Origin of the sequence: Cellulomonas aerilata (assembly GCF_007991755.1) — a bacterium.
Classification (GTDB): Bacteria; Actinomycetota; Actinomycetes; order Actinomycetales; family Cellulomonadaceae; genus Pengzhenrongella; species Pengzhenrongella aerilata.
Window position 1 is genome coordinate 268,247 of record NZ_BJYY01000013.1, and the last position, 16,794, is coordinate 285,040.

Sequence of the window (16,794 nt, forward strand, 5' to 3'; positions counted from 1 at the left end):
GGCCCTCACGTTCGCACGGCAGGTCCTGTCGTCCGGGCGTGGTGACCCGCCGCGGTGCCGGGCCGCTCTGCGGAAGTCGTCGCCCGCCTGGGCGCCGTCCGGCGGTCGCTCAGGTCACCGGCGGCGACGTTGGGACCGGCTTCAAGCGGCCGGGGCGCATCCTCGGGGTGCGCGCGCAGGGCGAGGATGGCGATGTCGTCGTCGGTGCTGGCCCCCAGACGTCCGAGGATCGCGTCGCACAGGTCGTCGAGGTCGGCACTGTGCGCGGCGATGGAGGAGACGACACCGGGCAGCTGCTCCAGGCTGGCGGTGAGGAGGCTGTGGCGGCGCTCGATCAGCCCGTCGGTGTAGAAGATGACCGTGTCGCCGGGGTGCAGGGTGGCGGTGTGGTCGTTCCGGACGACACCCGTGTCGAGACCGAGGAGCGGGTCGCTCGGGCGCTGGAGCAGGTGGGCGCGACCGTCCGCGCGCAGGAGCAGGGGCGGCAGGTGCCCGGCGCTGGACCAGCGCAGCGTCCGCAGCCCTGCAGCCGCTTCCGCCGCGGTCTGCTCGACCTTGGCCACGATCGCGGTCGCGTAGGTCGCGATGCCCAGGTCGCGCATGGCGTCGTCCAGCGACGTCAGCACGGCCGCCGGCGGCTGGATCGCGGCGTGGGCGACCCCGCGCAGGATGTTGCGGAGCTGGGCCATGTCGACGACGGCCTGCAGGTCGTGACCGGTGACGTCGCCGAGCGCGAGCAGGGTGCTCCCGTCACGGACGGTGAAGCAGTCGTACCAGTCGCCACCGACCGTCGCGCCGCGCACGGCTGGTTGGTACCGCACCGCGATCTGCAGGTGGTCGGGCTGGATCGGCGGCGTCAGCAGGGTCATCTGCAGCAGGTGCGCCAGCTGGGTGGCGGTGCGCGTGGCCTCCCGCTCCTGCTGACGGTGCATCAGGCGCTGCAGCGCCAGGGCGCACTGGGCCGCGAACGCGCGCAGCAGCTCCACGTCGCCGGTCGCGAAGTCCTGCTCGGCGTCCCAGCTGGCGGTCAACGACCCCAGGACGGTCCCGCCGACCGCCAGCGGGAACGACGCCCACGCCTGCTTGCCGGCGGTCTCGTACACCTGCGCCATCTGCGCCGAGAAGGCGACACCTGCCTGCCGGTTCCCGAGCAGGACCGGCCGGGCGGTGCGGATCGCCACCGCCGCGGGCAGCGAGCCGCTGAGCGGGATCTCCTGGTACACGCGACGTGCCGGCTCGCCCAGCGACTCGGTCAGGTGCAGGCGAAGGGTGTCCGGGCCGGTGGGCACGGCCACGGCGCCGCCGTCGGCGCCGAACACCGCCAGCCCCTGCCCGATCACGGCGTCGGTGAGCTCCTCCATCGACTCAGCGGCCGCCAGCTGCAGGGCCACCTCCGCCAGGGCGGCCAGCCGCAAGGTGCTGCGGACCTCCTCGGCCCGCGCCGCGCCCAGCGCGGAGGAGTACTGCTGCACGTCATGCGAGAGCGTCTCGGTCCGTCGGCGCAGGTCTTCCGCCATCGCCTGCGCCAGCTCGCTCCGGGCCTGGTGGTGCACCGTCTGCGAGACGTCCTCCACCGCGGTGAGGATCCCGACGAGCCGGCCCTCGTCGTCGTGGATCGGGGCGTTGACCACGGACCAGAAGCGCTGCACCGCCTCCCCGGACCCGGACCCGGGCGCGAGGGCGTAGGGAAGCAGCGGGATCCCGTGCGTGCGGCCGGTGGCCAGCACGGTCCGGATGGACGCGTCGAGGGGGTGGGGCCCGCCGCGTGGTGGTGGGAAGGCGTCGAAGAGGTGCCGGCCGATCAGCTGCTCGCGGGCACGCCCGACCAGTTCCAGGTAGCTCTCGCTGGAGTCCTCGATGGTCAGGTCCTCGCCGAGAAGGAGGACGGGTGACGGCAAGGTGGTCAGAGCGCGGCGGTAGACGGCCGGGTCGAGCAACGAGGACTCCGTTCGAGAGGGCGTCCCGCGTTCGTCTCGGTGCGATGCGTCCGGCTGCGCGAGCACCACCAGTATGCAGCGTAAACCCGCCACCCCGACCCGCCACTCCGAGCCGCCCACGGACGACGGAAGCGGCGCGTCGTCGGCAGCGTGGGTGGCTCTGCCGTGCTGGTGCACGCAGGTGTCAGGAGGATCTCGTCGGACCGGGACGGAGCCTGCAGCGCCGTGTGCGTCAGCCGGACCCCAGGCGGGTGGTCGACGAGGCGCCGACGCCGTTCCTGCTCCTGGCACCGGCCCCGGTCACCGTGCACGCCGGCCGGGCACGGCTCGAGGGGACCGCGACAGCCCTGGAAGACCGGCGCCCGGTTGCGAGGTCCTGGCAGACTGCACGCCGGACGTCGCTGCGCCTCGTCGGCACAGCGCGGTGCCGCCCCTGCGGCTCAGTGCTCTGTCGGAGGTCTTTCGGGTGTGCCAGCTGCCCTGCCGCGCGTCGAGGACGCGACCGTGGTGAAGCGCGCGGACGAGGGGGTCGGACGGGACCTGCTCGGCCCGACCCGGCGGACGGTGCGCCTGACCGGCGACGTCGGGGCTCCGGCGGCGGCCCGGCTGCTCGTGCGCGAGACGCTCACCGACGCGGGCCGGCCGGACTGCGTCCCTGAGGCGGAGCTGGCGTGCACCGAGCTCGTCACGAACGTGCTGCTGCACGCCCACACCGACCTGGACCTCACCGTGGAGGTCACCGACCGCGTGCGCGTGGCCGTCCGCGACTTCAACCCGACGCTGCCGCTCCAGCGCCACTACGACGTGGACGCCACCACGGGCCGGGGGCTGGGTCTGGTCGCGATGGTCAGCGACGAGTACGGCGTCGCCGACGCCGGCCCCGGCGGGAAGACGCTCTGGTTCACCACCGGGACGCCGGTGGGTCAGCGACCGCAGGGCGCACCGCGCGCCGACTGGGACAGCGCGAGCTGGGACCTGGACGGCCTGGCTGTCCCCTCCGCCCGGTCGACGGCGACGACGACGACGACCGTCCGACTCCTGGGCCTGCCGTCGGCGCTGTGGTTGGTCGCCCGCCAGCACCACGACGCGATCCTCCGCGAGCTGGCGTTCTACCGGACGCGCCACGACGTCGCGGTCGACCTCGTCGCTGCCGACCGGGCCCGCTTCCTCGTCTCGAACGCCGCCGTAGCGGCCATCGAGTCGACCCGTGGGACCGATGTCCCGGCGTCGACGCCACTCGGCCCGGAGGCGGGTTCTCCGGCCTCCGGGCCGGCCTCTCTCGACCTGGAGCTCCAGCTGCCCCCGGACGCCGGCGCCGACGTCGCCGCGCTGCAGCACGCCCTCGACGTCGCCGAGCACCTCGCGCGGGCCGGCAAGCTGCTGACGCGACCGGGGCGCACCGACGTCGTGGCGGTGCGGACCTGGGCGTGCGACCAGGTCAGGGCGCAGCTGGCGGGCGCTCCGCCCGCACCCTGGACCGGGACGTCGAGCAGCACGGCACCCTGACCGGTCGCAGGCCCCACGCGGGTGCACCCGGCGCCGTCCGTCCCGGGTCCGACCCCGGGTTCGACCGGGTTCCGCCCCGGGGTCGACCCCGGGTTCGGCTCGGCGGGAACCATCGCGACGACCAGGGGGTTCACCGATGGAGCCGGCTGACGCGCGGGTGGTTGGCTGTGCGCGGTCGACCATCCGGCGGTCGTGACGTGACCGGCCGCACCCCCTGAGGAGACGGACCACATCGTGAGCGACACCAGCAGCCGGACCGCCACCGTCACCGGACGGCACGCGGCCGACGCCACGCCGGTCGCCTCCGCTCGCGCGCTGACGAAGGTGTACGGGTCCGGTGACGCGGCCGTCCACGCCCTCGCCGGGGTCGACGTCGACTTCACGCGTGGGGAGTTCACCGCGATCATGGGCCCGTCCGGCTCGGGCAAGTCGACCCTCATGCACTGCATGGCGGCCCTCGACACCCCGACGTCGGGGACCGTCGTGGTGGACGGCGTCGACGTGTCGACCCTCAAGGACGCCGCGCTCACCCGGCTGCGCCGCGACCGGATCGGGTTCGTCTTCCAGTCGTTCAACCTCGTCCCCACGCTCAGCGCCGCCGAGAACATCACCCTGCCCCTGGACATCGCCGGGCGGAAGGCGGACGTCGGCTGGTACGACACCGTCGTCGACATCCTCGGCCTCGGCCCGCGGCTCGGGCACCGGCCGAACCAGCTCTCCGGCGGGCAGCAGCAGCGCGTCGCCGCCGCTCGGGCCCTCATCGGTCGGCCGGCGATCGTCTTCGCCGACGAGCCGACGGGCAACCTCGACTCGCGCTCGTCGGCCGAGGTGCTCGGGTTCCTGCGCCGCAGCGTCGACGAGTTCGGCCAGTCGATCGTCATGGTGACGCACGAGCCGTCGGCGGCGGCCTACGCGGACCGCGTGGTGTTCTGCGCCGACGGCCGCCTCGTCGACGAGATGCGGCGCCCCACCGCCGAGCGGGTCCTCGACCGCATGAAGACCCTCGGGGACCTGTGATGTGGAAGGTCACCCTCGCCGGCGTGCGGGGTCACCTGGTCCGCCTGCTCCTCACCTGCCTGGCGGTGACGCTCGGCACGGCGTTCGTCGCCGGCTCCTTCGTCCTCACCGACTCCCTCGACCGCACGTTCTCCGCGATCTTCTCCACGGCGGAGTCCACGGACGCGGTGGTACGACTCCCCCAAGACGACGACGACGAGGCGGCCGGACCGGAGCTGCCCGGCCTCGAGATCGGTCTCGCTGAGGACATCGAGGGGCTCGACGGGGTCGACCGTGCGGTGCCGCAGCTCACCGGCAGCGCCCTGCTCCAGGGTGCCGACGGCACGGCCGTCCGCAGCGGTGGGGCGCCGTCGCAGGGTTTCGCCTGGGACCCGGACGACCCCGCCGTGCGCCTGCTCGACGGCCGCGGCGTCGAGGCCGCCGACGAGGTGGTCGTGGAGGAGACCACGCTGGAGCGCTCCGGGCTCGCCGTCGGCGACGAGACGGTCGTCATCGTCAACGGCACGCCGTCCGACGTGACGATCGTGGGCGAGGCCACGAACGACCTGCCCACCGCCGGGGCGACGGTCGTGTTCGTCGAGGCGGCGCTGGCTCGCGAGCAGTTCGCACCCACGGGCGTGGTGCAGAGCATCCTGGTCACCGGCGTCGAGGGGTCCACGCAGGAGGAGGTCGTCGCCACGGTGGCGCCGCTCGTCCCGGACGGCGCGGAGGTGATCACCGGTCAGCAGCAGGCCGACGAGACGCAGAGGACGCTGCAGGAGGCCCTCGGCTTCGTCACGACGTTCCTGCTCGTCTTCGCCGGCGTCGCCCTGTTCGTCGGCGCGTTCATCATCTTCAACACCTTCACCATGCTGGTCGCGCAGCGCACCCGCGAGCTCGCGCTGCTCCGAGCCGTCGGCGCCTCGCGGGGGCAGGTCGTGCGGTCGGTGCTCGCCGAGGCGGTGCTCGTCGGGCTGGCCGGCGCCGCCGCGGGTCTCGGCCTCGGCGTCGGTCTCGCGGCGGCGCTGCAGGCCCTCGTCGCCTCCCTGTTCGGCCTACAGCTCGACGGGCTGCCGGTCCAGCCGCGGACGGTCGTCGCGACGTTCGTGGTGGGGGTCGTCGTCACCGCCGTCGCCGCGGTGCTGCCCGCGCGGCGCGCCTCGGCCACCGCGCCGGTGGCCGCGATGCGAGACGACCAGGCACTGCCGAGCACGACGGTCCGGACGCGAGCCGCTGCCGGGCTCGGGCTCGCCGCGGGGGGCGCCGCCGCCATGGCACTGGTCCTCACGGACCGCATCACCGAGAACGCGCTGCCCGTCCTCGGCACCGGCGTCGCGGCGGTCTTCCTCGGCATCGCGATCGCGAGCCCCGCGGTGTCCAAGCCCGTCGTGTGGCTGCTCACCGCACCGCTCGCGCGCACCGCCGTCGGCCGGCTCGCCCAGCGCAACGCCCTGCGCAACCCGCGGCGCACCGCCGCCACCGCCAGCGCGTTGATGGTCGGCGTGGCACTGGTCGGCGCGGTCTCGGTGCTGTCCAGCTCCGCGACCGCGTCGGTCGCCGACATCGTCGAGAACGAGCTGGAGGGCGAGCTCGTGGTGAGCGACGGCGGCCCGCCGACGATCCCGGTCGGCGTGGCCGACCAGGTGGCGCGGGTGGACGGCGTCGCCGCGGTGCTGGCGCTGCCGTTCACGCCCGCGGAGCTCGACGGCGACGACGCACTGGCGATGACGGTCGACCCCGGGACCCTGCCCGACCTGGTCACCCTCACCGCGCTCGAGGGGTCCCTCGACGAGCTCGGGGAGGGCGTGTGGCTGAGCGAGTCGGCGGCCGAGGAGGTCGGTGCGGACGTCGGTGACAGCGTTCTGGTCCAGGTCGGGACCGGCGAGAGCGCCGACCGGGAGGTGCTCGCCGTCCACGAGGACTCCCAGATCATCGGGTCGGACGTGCTGGTCTCGGCGGACGTCTACGCGGCCGGGACGGCCGACCTGCAGAGCCGTGACGGGTCCGGCGGCGTGCAGTACGTCGTGGTCGACGTCGCCGACGGCAGCGACGTCGCGGAGGTGCGCGAGCGGGTGACCGACGTCGCCGCGCAGTACCTCACCCTGTCGGTGCTCGACGCCGGGGAGTTCACCGGGGAGCAGACCGCCCAGATCAACACCGTGCTCGGGCTGCTGTACGCCCTGCTGGGGCTGAGTCTCGTCATCGCCACCCTCGGGGTGGTCAACACCCTGGCGCTCTCGGTCGTCGAGCGCACCCGCGAGATCGGGCTGCTGCGGGCCATCGGGCTGACCCGGCCGCAACTGCGCCGCACCATGACGATCGAGTCCGTGGCCACCACGGTCTTCGGCGCGCTCCTCGGGGTGACCCTCGGTCTCGCCTTCGGCGTCGCCCTGCAGCAGGAGCTCGTCGACGACGGCCTGGAGGTCCTGTCGGTGCCGTGGCCCACGGTCGTCGTGGTGCTCGTCGGTTCCGCCGTCGTCGGGGTGCTGGCGGCCGTCCTGCCGGCGTGGCGAGCGACGCGCATCGACGTGCTGCGGGCGATCACCACCGACTAGGTGTCCCGCCCACGGGCCCGTCGACCGACCGCCTGTGGGCGGTGCCGTGTCGGCCACGGTCACCGCCCACAGGTGGGACGACGGGACCCCGGGAACCGCGAGCAGGGTCCGGGTCCCACGGGTCAGCGCGGTGCCGTCCTCTGCCGGCGTCGTGCACCGAGCAGCAGCATCCCGCCGACGGCGATGAGCGCCGCGCCGAGGCCCGACCACGCGGCCACGGACGCCCCCGTGTCGGCCAGGGACGTGCGCGCGGGGTGCGGCTGCGGTGCGGGGCCGCGGGTGGTCGGTCCGGCGGTCCACGCCGGGGTGACCACGTCGGTCCGCGCCGCCGGCTCGGCGTCCGCCACGGTCAGGGTCACCGTGGACGCCGACGGCGCGTACCTCGAGTCGCCGGCATACAGGACCTGGACGGCGTACTCCCCCGGCGGCAGGTCGCCCGGCACCTCGCACGAGCGAGCCACCTCGAGCTCGACCGTGCAGAGCACGACACCGTTCGCGACGAAGCTGACCGTGCCGGTGGCGTCGGCCGGCAGCTCGCCGGCGGTCAGCACGGTGGTCGTGCCCGCCGGGAGCGGACCGCCGGTCGTGCCGACGACCTCGGTGGTCGCCCGGATGACGTCGAACGTCGTCACGGCCTCCGACGCCGCATGGTCGGCGTCGCCGGAGTAGGCGGCCCGGACGGTGTGGCTCCCGGGCAGGACGACGGTCGGCGTCTCGCAGCCGGTGCCGGCCGGCACCTGCAGCTCGCACAGCGTGGTGTCCCCGGCGGTCAGCGTGACGGTCCCGCTCGCGCCGACCGGCAGACCGGCCAGGACCGGCACCACGACGGCCGGGTACGTCACGTCGGGCACGGTCACGGAGAAGGTGGTCGGCTGCCGCGTCACCGCGAACGTGGCGGTGGCCGAGGACCCGAGGTGGTTGCGGTCGCCGCCGTAGACCGCGGTGACGGTGCGGGTGCCGGCGGCCAGTCCGTCGACCGCCTCGCAGCCCGTGCCGGTGGTGACGTCGAGGGTGCACAACGTCGAGGTGGCGTCGGACAGCGCCACGCTCCCCGTGGCGGTGGCCGGCAGACCGGTGATCGACGGCACCGCGGCGGTCCCGAACACCACGTCGGGGACGGCCACCGCGACGGCGGTGGGGAGCGGCTGGACGGCGAAGCTGCCGGTCGCCGTGGACCCGAGGTGGTTGGCGTCCCCGGCGTACACCGCGGTCACGGGGTAGCCGCCGGCCGGCAGGTCCTTCGGCACCTCGCAGGACGCGCCCGGGACGGTCACGTCCGGGATCTCGCACAGCGCGGTGTCGCCGGAGGTGAAGGTCGCCTTGCCGCCGGTGAGGCCCGTCGGCAGCTGCCCGAGCGACAGCGTGGTGCCCTGCAGGTAGCCGGGCGCGGCGTCCGAGACCTGGACGGTGATCGACGTCGACGCGGGCACGATCGTCAGGGTCACGGCCGTGCTGGTCGAGCTGGTGTACCGGTCGTCGCCGGAGTAGGTGACCGTCACCGGGTGCTCGCCCGCGGGCAGGTCGGCCGGCGTCAGGCAGCTCGTCGCCTCGGCCAGGTCGACGGTGCAGGGCGTGCGGTCCCCCACGGCGAACGTCGCGGTGCCGGTGGCTCCCGTCGGCAGCCCGGCGACCGACAGCACGGCGGGGTGACCGTAGGTCACCGTCGGCTGCCCGAGCGACACCACGGGCGAGACGTCGGCCTTGACGACCGCGAACCGGCCCTCGGCCGTGGCCGGCGCGCGATCGGCGTCGCCGGAGTACGTCGCCGTGACCTCGTGCTGACCGACCGGCAGGCCCGTACCGGGCAGGCAGCTCGCCTGCGTCGCGACGTCGACGGTGCACAGGGCCGCCCCGCCGGACGAGAACGTCACGGTCCCCGTGGCACCGCGTGCGAGCCCGACGAAGGACAGCACCGTGGACGTGCCGAACGGTGTCGAGGCCGGGGTCGCGGCGATGGTGAAGTCGGGGCTCTCGACCGGGACCACCCTGAACTCGGTCCGGCTCGTGGAGCCGAGGTGGTTGTCGTCACCGCTGTAGGTCGCGGTCACCGCGTACCGGCCCACGGCCAGCTCGGCAGGGGCCGCGCAGCTGCTCGCCGCGGTGACGTCGCCGACGGTGCAGAGCACGTCGTCCCCGGCGGTGAACGTCACCGATCCCGTGGCGCCGGCCGGCAGCCCGGCCCAGGACAGGGTCACGGGGGTACCGAAGGGGGTGGTGCCGGAGGACACCGCGGCCGTCAGCCCGGTGGCCGCGCGCTGCACGGTGAACGTGGTGCTGGTGGTCGCCGGGACGAAGTTCCGGTCCCCGGAGTACCTGACCGCCACCGGGCGGGGTCCGGCTCCCAGGTCCGCCGGAGCGGCGCACCCCGACCCGGTGGTGACGTCGGCGACCGTGCACAGCTCGAGGTCGCCCGAGAGGAAGGTGACGGTGCCGGTCGCGCCGTCCGGCAGGCCGGAGAACGACATCGTGACCGGCGAGCCGTAGGACGGCGCGGGGTCGGAGACGCCGGCCGCGAAGTCGGGGACGCCGGCCGGGCTCACCGTGAACGCCGTCGTGGCGCTGGACCCGTGGAGGTTGGCGTCGCCCGAGTACGTCGCCGTCACCGGGTAGGTCCCGGCCTCCAGGGCGACCGGTGACACGCAGCTCGTCGTGGACAGGTCGGTGATCTGGCACAGCACGGTCTCGCCGGAGCTGAAGACCACGGTGCCGCCGGCACCGGCCGGGATCCCGGAGAAGCTGAGGGTCGTGGCCGACCCGAACGGCACCGTCGGGTCGCTGACCGCGGCGACCAGCGCCGTCCCGGCCGGCTCCACCCGGAAGAGGGTCTCGGCCGTCGAGGACGCGAAGTGCCGGTCACCGGAGTAGGTGGCGACGACCGGGTACCGGCCCGTGGCGAGGTCGGAGGGTGTCGAGCATCCCGCCGAGGCGGTCACGTCGGCGACCGTGCACAGCACCGTCCCGCCACCGGCGAAGGTCACCGACCCGGTCGCTCCGGCCGGCAGGCCGGAGAACGAGAGCGTGTTCGCCGTCCCGTAGGACGAGGTGGCAGCCGCTGCCGCCGCCGCGAAGGGTGCGGCGGCCTGGGTCACGGTGAAGGTGAACGGGGTGGAGACGGCGCCGGCGAAACGGCTGTCACCGGCGTAGGCGGCGGTGACGGTGACGCCGCCCACGTCGAGGGACGTGTCGGTGGTGCATCCGGACGCGGACCCGAGGTCCTCGACGGTGCACAGCACGGTGCCGTCCGCGGTGGCGAAGCTGACCGGTCCGGTGGCGCCGGCGGGCGCGACCGAGGCCGTGAGGGTGTTGGCGCTCCCGTAGGGGACCTCGCCGGCTGTCGCGGTGGCGGTGAGGACGGCCGGCGCGCGGGACACGGCGAAGGACGTCCTCGCCGTCACCGCCGGGAACGAGCTGTCACCGGAGTACTCCGCCCGGACCGGGTAGTCGCCCGGCAGGAGTGTCGTCGGGGAGGAGCAGCTGGTGGCGGGCAGGGTCGCCACGCACAGCACCTCGTCGCCCGAGCGGAAGGTGACGGTGCCGGTGGCCTCCGGAGGGAGGCCAGCCGTGGCGAGCGTGGCCGACGACCCGTAGCCGACGGACGTCGGCGTCGCCGAGGCGGTCACGGCATCGATCGCGACGGTCCGGCTGGCGGTCTGCGGGCTGGCGTCGACGGAGGACACCTTGGCGGTGACGGTCGGGGTGCTGCCGGCGGCCGCGGTCACGGCGACCGGGATGGCGAGCGTCGGGAGCGACGCACCCGGCAGGATCGCCTGGGCCGGTGTGTGGCGGCAGGTCACGACCTGACCGGTCGTGGTGCACGCGTAGTCGCCGGAGGCGGGGTTGCGGGGGGTCAGACCGCTCGGGAACGTGGTGGTCACCGTGGCGGCCTCGTGCTCGGCCGCCTGGAGCGGGTCGAGCGACGGGGTCACCGACACCACGGCGCTGCCGCCGGTGAGGAACCGACCGCCCTGGTCGTCCCCCATCGCCAGGTCGTACGCCGGCAGCTGTCCGGTCAGCGTCGTGGCCGACAGCCTGCTGATCTCGTGGATCTCGGTCGACCCGCCGGTGGACGCCGACCACCCGAAGGTCAGCTGGTACGGAAGACCCGTCGTCGGGTTGATGTACGACGCGGGGAAGCCCAGCGCGCTCAGCGTCGACGCCTTCGGCAGTGCGCCGGTGAGCGTCTGGCGCGCAGCGCCGTAGGAGACCCACGAGACCAGCCAGCTCGACGCCGGCACGGTGAGCCCGGAGGCCGTGGTCGCGGCCACCGTATCGGGGTTGAGGGCGACCTGGACCGGGACCGGGACCGGCCGCGGGCCGGCCGCGAGCCGGTCCAGACGACCGGCGGACGACGCGGTGCCCACGATGCAGTAGCCGTTGTTGCCGTTGCCGGGGCCGCGGACGGTGACGTTCTGCGGCGAGGCCGAGCTCGCGGGGCAGAGGGGGCCGCCGAACGCCGAGTTGCGGTAGTTGCCGAAGACGTCGATCCCGATGCCGAGGTACCCGTAGCTGACACCCGCCTGGGTGTTGCCGATGGCGCTGTAGCCGAGGGAGCCACCGGCCGGTCCGGTGACCGCCGGCGGCCGGGGATTCGTCGGGTCGGTGGCGGCCAGGACCAGGGCGATGCCGTCGGCGCCGTTCCCGTTGTACTGGTGGGTGTTGAACGTGACGTCGATCCCCTTGCTCGCCGGGATGCTGGTCGCGTTGTAGACGGTCCCGACCTGCCCGGTCGCGTTGGTCGTCAACCGCAGGACGCCCGACCCGGCCGGGTCGATCGCCGTGGACGAGCAGCCGCCGATCGGCAGCCCCGCGGTCGTCGTGCCGGCCGTCAGGCAGGCCGCGGTGCTCGAACCGGCGCGGACGACCTGCCAGTCCGGTGACGACGTCGTCGGCCCGGTGAAGGTCTCCCCGGCCAGCGGGCTCAGGGCCGCGCCTGCCGCCCCGGCGACCGGGGCGGTGATCAGGACGGTGCTCGTCATCAGCCCCAGCGCGGCGGCGACGGCTCCCGCACGGCGGAGCAGCTGACTGGCGAAGCGGTTCCGCTGTGCGGGCATGACGCGGGCTCTCTCTCGACGGGTGACGGCCGGTGCGGGTGCGGCTCCGGCCGTGGCTGTGCTCCCCCGCGACGATCTCCGCGCGCTGACAGGCACGTCCCCGCCATCGACCGTCGTCGGGCCGATGTGAGGACCGCCCCTGACCCGGGGGGCTCGACGGATGGCACGTGGAGGTGGAACGCTCGTCGCTGCTCGGGCCCGACCACGGCCGGGTGGGTCGCGCAGAGGGGGCCGACGTGGCGGGCGTCGCTGGTGAGGGCCGGTGAGCCGGCGTCTGGCGGTGTGCGTGGCGCACCCGGACGACGAGACGTTCCAGGTCTACGGGACCGTGGCCCTGCACCGGGACGACCCCGGGTTCCGGCTCGCGGTGCTGCACGCGACCGACGGCGACGCCGGCCAGATCGCCCCGGGCGTCGATGTGGGTCCTGAGGGCCTGGGAGCACACCGCCGCCGCGAGGACGAGCTGGCGTGGGCTGCTGTGGGCTACGTCCCGGACCGCCACGACTGGCTGGGCTACCCCGACGGGGAGCTGTCGCGGGCGCCGTTCGGCGAGGTGGTGGCCCACGTCGCCAGGCTGCTCGACGACGAGCGGCCCGACGTGGTGTGCACGTTCGGCCCGCACGGCATGACGGGCCATCCGGACCACATCACCATCGGCCGGGCGACCGACACGGCCTTCCATGCCGTCCGACGTGACGGCGGGCCCGGCCTCAGGCGCCTGCTGCACGCGGGCTTCGCCGAGACGTACTTCCGCAAGCACCAGGCGTGGCTGCACGAGCAGGGGCTGCCGCAGTGGGAGCCGGACCGGCTCTACCACCTGCGCGGCACGCCGGACGAGCACATCGGGGTCAAGGTCCCGACCCGGAAGGTCGCCGACCGCGTCTTCGCGGGCATCCAGCAGCACCGCAGCCAGATGCACGTGCTGTTCGCCCATCCCGTGGACGACACCGTCTTCACCGCCGGCAACTCGCGCGAGACGCACGTCGTCGCGTGGCCGCCGCGCGCCGTCGGCACGCCGGTGCTCACGGACGTCTTCGAGGGCCTCGACGACGGCTGACCGACGTGGCCCCGCGTCGGAGGCAGACGTCGGGGCCGGTGACCGCCACACCGTCGAGGAACACGGGGAGGGCCGGTGCACGCCTATCGTGCCGACGCCGCGTACGACGGCGAGCGCCGCCTGCCCGGCGGTGCGCTCGTCCTCGTCGAGGACGGCCGGATCGTCGGGGTGGAGCCTGCCGCCGCCGCAGTGCCGGACGGTTGCCCGGTCACCTCCCTCCCGGGCACCACGCTGCTGCCCGGACTCGTCGACGCGCACGCCCACCTGTGCGGCGACAGCGGCCCTCGTGCCCTCGACCAGCTGCCCGAGCTCTCCGACGACCAGCTGGACGCCACGATCAGGACCGCTGGTGCCCACCAGCTGGCCGCCGGTGTCACGGCCGTGCGCGACCTCGGTGACGCGCGGTGGGCGGTGGTCGACCGGCACCGCGAGGGCTCCGGCCCGACCGTGGTCGCGTCCGGGCCGCCGCTGACGTCCGTGCAGGGTCACTGCTGGTTCATGGGCGGTGAGGTGTCCGGCGTGGACGCGGTCCGCCGAGCGGTGCGCGAGCGCTACGAGCGCGGCGCCGACGTGGTCAAGGTCATGGCCAGCGGCGGAGCGATGACCACGACGACCGACGTGCTGGCCTGCCAGTTCACCTCCGAGGAGCTGCGGGCAGCATGCGACGAGGCGCACCGGTGGGGCCTTCCCGTCACCGCGCACGCGCACGCGCTCGCGGCTGTCGAGCAGGTCGTCGACGCCGGCGTCGACGGCATCGAGCACTGCTCCTGCTTCACCGCCGCGGGCTTCCGTACGCCACCACAGCTGGCCGAGCGCATCGCCGCAGCGGGGATCGCCGTGTGCCCCACGCTCGGCCGGAACCTCGACGCACCACCGCCGCCGCAGGTCCTCGCCGTGATGGCGCGCACCGGCATGACCTGGGAGGCGCGCCTGGCCCAGGTGGCCGAGCTGCACCGAGCCGGTGTCACGCTGGTCAGCGGTGGCGACTCGGGCATCAGCCCCGGCAAGCCGCACGGTGTCATGCCGGTCGCGGTCAGCGACCTCGTGCAGTGCGGCGTACCGCCGTCAGCGGCACTCGCGTCGGCGACCAGCGCGGCCGCGGACGCCTGCGGACTCGGGCACCGCACCGGCCGGCTGCGCGCCGGGCTCGACGCCGACCTGCTGCTCGTGACCGGCGACCCCATGCTCGACGTGGACGCCCTGCGCGCAGTCGCCCTGGTGGTCTCCCGCGGCCGCCACGTGCCCCCGGAGCCCTGACGCCGGGCGCACCGGACGGCGGGCGCACCGGCGACCCTTCCCACGCGCGCCGACCGCGGCTGCGGTCCGTCGAGCGGCGCTGCTCAGGGGAGCAGCAGGGTGAGCAGTCCGCTGACGTCCCGGGGGGCGGACCACAGGTAGCCCTGCCCGTGGGTGCAGCCGACCTCGGTCACCATCTCAGCGGTCCGGCGGTCCTCCACCCCTTCGGCGACGACGTCCAGGCCCAGCTCGGACCCGAGGCAGGCCATGGCGCGGACGAGGGCCGCTCGTCGTGGGTCCGTGGCCATCGACTGGACGAAGGAGCGGTCGATCTTCAGCTCGGTCGCCGGGATGTCGGCGAGCAGCGCGAGCGAGGACGTCCCGGTGCCCAGGTCGTCGATGGCCACATGGCACCCGCTCCGGATCAGGACCTCCAGAGCCGCCAGCGACTCCGGGGAGGTGCTGCTCAGCGACCGCTCGGTGACCTCGACGGTGAGGGCCGCCGGGGGCAGGCCGGTGGCCGTCAGGACGTCCTGCACCTCGTGGGCCCACACCTCGTCGAGGAAGGGGCCGACGCTGATGTTCACCGCCACCCGCAGGTCCCGCAGGCTCGGCGAGAGCCGCCGCCACCTGGCGACGGACGTCACTGCGGTGCGCAGCACCCAGCGGTCGACGATGTGGACGAGGCCTGCCGCCTCGGCCAGAGGGAGGAAGGCGTCGGGTGTCAGCAGCCCGCGGGTCGGGTGCTGCCACCGCACGAGCGCCTCGACGGCGTCGACCCGACCGCTGCGCAGGTCGACGATCGGCTGGTAGTGCACCCGCAGCTGGTCGCGTGCGACTGCCCGGCTGAGCTCCTGGGTGTCGTGCCTGGCGGTGCCCGAGTCGATGCCTCGCTGCCCGTCGAGCCGGCGCAGGTCCAGCTGGTCGCCGAGGAGCTGCGCCAGGGACCGCAGCACCTCCAGCCACGCGGGGTCGAACGCGCGGGGCACGACGTCCAGGACGCACAGCGTGCCCAGGGGCAGACCGTCTCGCCCCGAGATCGGTACCCCGGCGTACGAGACGAACGCACCGCGCCGCACCGCCGGGATGTGCGCGAACCGGGGGTCCAGACGCGCATCGGGCACCACCAACGGCTCGTTCCGGTCGACGGCGACGGCGCACAGCGACTCCGATCGCGGGTCCTGCGCATGCGTCAGACCGATCTTGGCCTTGAACCACTGGCGGTGGTCGTCGACGAGCGTCATCGACGCCATCGGGGTCGCGAGCAGGTGAGCCGCGAGCGCGACCACCGCGTCGAGCTCCGCCTCGGGTCCGGTGTCCAGCAGCCGGGTCTGGGCGAGAGCGGCCAGACGGTCGCGCTCGTGCAGCGGGGATGACCCCATGAAGGACTCCAGGATGACGTCGGCGGGCGGACCGGCGATGAGCAGGTGGACGGAGCCGAGTCGAGCAGGTCGGCGAGTACGTGCGTCGGAGTCCCATCGGCCACTCGCGGCTGCATGTGAGCGCGTCCACCGGACCGTCGCGCCCTCCCGCGACAGGGACGCGTCCGGCGCAGTGGCCCGGTGGCCCGGTGGCCCATGTGCCCATGTGGCCCTGCATCGGGCCTGCCTGGGTACGGCCGTCGATCGAGGACAGAGCCCCGGTCGCCGACGGCTGATGGCGGCCTAGGCTCGGCGCCATGGTGCGCGCGGAGAGCTACCCGGCCTGGCTCGGCCACATGGTCTTCGTCGTGCTGTACGTGCTGCTCGTGATCATCGGCGTCGTCAACGTCGCGTTCGCCGTCGTCGACCGCGCAAGCGGTGGTGAGATCACTCGGGACGTGTGCCTGCTGGTGCTCTTCATCGGTCTCCTGCTGCTGGTGCTCAAGGTTCGCCGCGCGAACCGGGTGCGCTCCCGCCTGTGAGCGCGGGGCCCTCGTCCACCGCATCCGCGATCCGCCGGGCGGCCTGGCCGGCGGTCAGATTCGTGGTGTCGACGACCTCCGCCTCCGTGTGCAGCCAGCCGCGTGACGCCTCGGCATAGGCCTGGAGGTACGTGAGGCGGAACGGCGAGTCGGCGCCGAGGAGTGTGTCGCCTGCGATCCGTGCGCGCAGGGTCGCCTGGTCGGCATGGAGGACGAAGTGCCGTACCGGTATGGCGTGGTCGGCCAGGCCCGTGCTGATCTCACGCCAGTACTGCTCGACCAGCACGGTCATCGGCATCACCAACGTCCCGCCGGTGTAGTCGAGTACACGGCGGGCGGTCTCGACGACGAGGAGGCGCCACGGCGGCCAGTGCTGGAAGTTGTCGGTCGCGGGCAGCCCCGGCGTGATGTCCATGAGCGTCTCGCCGACCTTCTCGGCGTCGAGCACTCGCGAGTCCGGGATCAGCTGCTGCACGAGAGCGCTCGTCGTCGTCTTGCCGACGCCGTGGGTTCCGTTGAGCCAGACGATCACACGGACGGACGTTAGCCGTGC

At 74.1% G+C, this 16,794-nt stretch carries 10 protein-coding genes; 6 read left to right on the forward strand and 4 right to left on the reverse strand.

Annotation, left to right across the window (positions count from 1 at the left end; genetic code table 11):
- Positions 1 to 5 precede the first annotated feature (5 nt).
- On the reverse strand, positions 6 to 1,937 hold the full coding sequence (locus CAE01nite_RS09405) for a SpoIIE family protein phosphatase (RefSeq protein ID WP_186816490.1): 1,932 nt from the start codon (positions 1,935 to 1,937) through the stop codon (positions 6 to 8).
- A gap of 468 nt (positions 1,938 to 2,405) precedes the next feature.
- Between CAE01nite_RS09405 and CAE01nite_RS09410 the strand changes: the two genes are divergently transcribed.
- From CAE01nite_RS09410 to CAE01nite_RS09420, 3 genes are all read left to right on the forward strand, one after another.
- Entirely contained in the window at positions 2,406 to 3,443 is a 1,038-nt protein-coding gene (locus CAE01nite_RS09410) for an ATP-binding protein (RefSeq protein ID WP_186816491.1), read from the forward strand.
- Positions 3,444 to 3,677: 234 nt separating this feature from the next.
- Positions 3,678 to 4,460 (forward strand): ABC transporter ATP-binding protein, encoded by a 783-nt coding sequence (locus tag CAE01nite_RS09415; protein WP_146903224.1) that lies wholly within the window; start codon positions 3,678 to 3,680, stop codon positions 4,458 to 4,460.
- Positions 4,460 to 6,994, forward strand: a complete 2,535-nt coding sequence (locus tag CAE01nite_RS09420; protein WP_146903227.1) for an ABC transporter permease — start codon at positions 4,460 to 4,462, stop codon at positions 6,992 to 6,994. The genes CAE01nite_RS09415 and CAE01nite_RS09420 overlap by 1 nt, the downstream gene beginning before the upstream one ends.
- A 122-nt stretch (positions 6,995 to 7,116) precedes the next feature.
- Here CAE01nite_RS09420 and CAE01nite_RS09425 read toward each other — a convergent pair whose 3' ends face one another.
- Complete coding sequence (locus CAE01nite_RS09425; RefSeq protein WP_146903230.1) at positions 7,117 to 12,045, reverse strand: Ig-like domain repeat protein; 4,929 nt, start codon at positions 12,043 to 12,045, stop codon at positions 7,117 to 7,119.
- Between the two features lie 262 nt (positions 12,046 to 12,307).
- Between CAE01nite_RS09425 and CAE01nite_RS09430 the strand changes: the two genes are divergently transcribed.
- Positions 12,308 to 13,102, forward strand: coding sequence for a PIG-L deacetylase family protein (locus CAE01nite_RS09430; RefSeq protein ID WP_246131120.1), 795 nt, complete (start codon positions 12,308 to 12,310; stop codon positions 13,100 to 13,102).
- Between the two features lie 75 nt (positions 13,103 to 13,177).
- Complete coding sequence (locus CAE01nite_RS09435) at positions 13,178 to 14,359, forward strand: amidohydrolase family protein (protein WP_146903232.1); 1,182 nt, start codon at positions 13,178 to 13,180, stop codon at positions 14,357 to 14,359.
- Positions 14,360 to 14,442: 83 nt separating this feature from the next.
- Here the strand turns inward: CAE01nite_RS09435 and CAE01nite_RS09440 are convergent, their stop codons facing one another.
- Entirely contained in the window at positions 14,443 to 15,720 is a 1,278-nt protein-coding gene (locus tag CAE01nite_RS09440) for a sensor domain-containing phosphodiesterase (protein ID WP_146903235.1), read from the reverse strand.
- A gap of 296 nt (positions 15,721 to 16,016) precedes the next feature.
- On the opposite strand from CAE01nite_RS09440, the gene CAE01nite_RS09445 reads away from it, so the two are divergent.
- Entirely contained in the window at positions 16,017 to 16,241 is a 225-nt protein-coding gene (locus tag CAE01nite_RS09445; protein ID WP_146903238.1) for a hypothetical protein, read from the forward strand.
- Here the strand turns inward: CAE01nite_RS09445 and CAE01nite_RS09450 are convergent.
- Complete coding sequence (locus CAE01nite_RS09450; RefSeq protein WP_146903242.1) at positions 16,201 to 16,773, reverse strand: AAA family ATPase; 573 nt, start codon at positions 16,771 to 16,773, stop codon at positions 16,201 to 16,203. The genes CAE01nite_RS09445 and CAE01nite_RS09450 overlap by 41 nt on opposite strands.
- Positions 16,774 to 16,794 lie beyond the last annotated feature (21 nt).

Coding starts and splice junctions, on each gene's coding strand:
- CAE01nite_RS09420 (WP_146903227.1), top strand. CDS start 4,460: ATGTGGAAGGTCACCCTCGCCGGCGTGCGGGGTCACCTGGTCCGCCTG.
- CAE01nite_RS09425 (WP_146903230.1), bottom strand. CDS start 12,045: ATGCCCGCACAGCGGAACCGCTTCGCCAGTCAGCTGCTCCGCCGTGCG.
- CAE01nite_RS09440 (WP_146903235.1), bottom strand. CDS start 15,720: ATGGGGTCATCCCCGCTGCACGAGCGCGACCGTCTGGCCGCTCTCGCC.
- CAE01nite_RS09445 (WP_146903238.1), top strand. CDS start 16,017: ATGGTGCGCGCGGAGAGCTACCCGGCCTGGCTCGGCCACATGGTCTTC.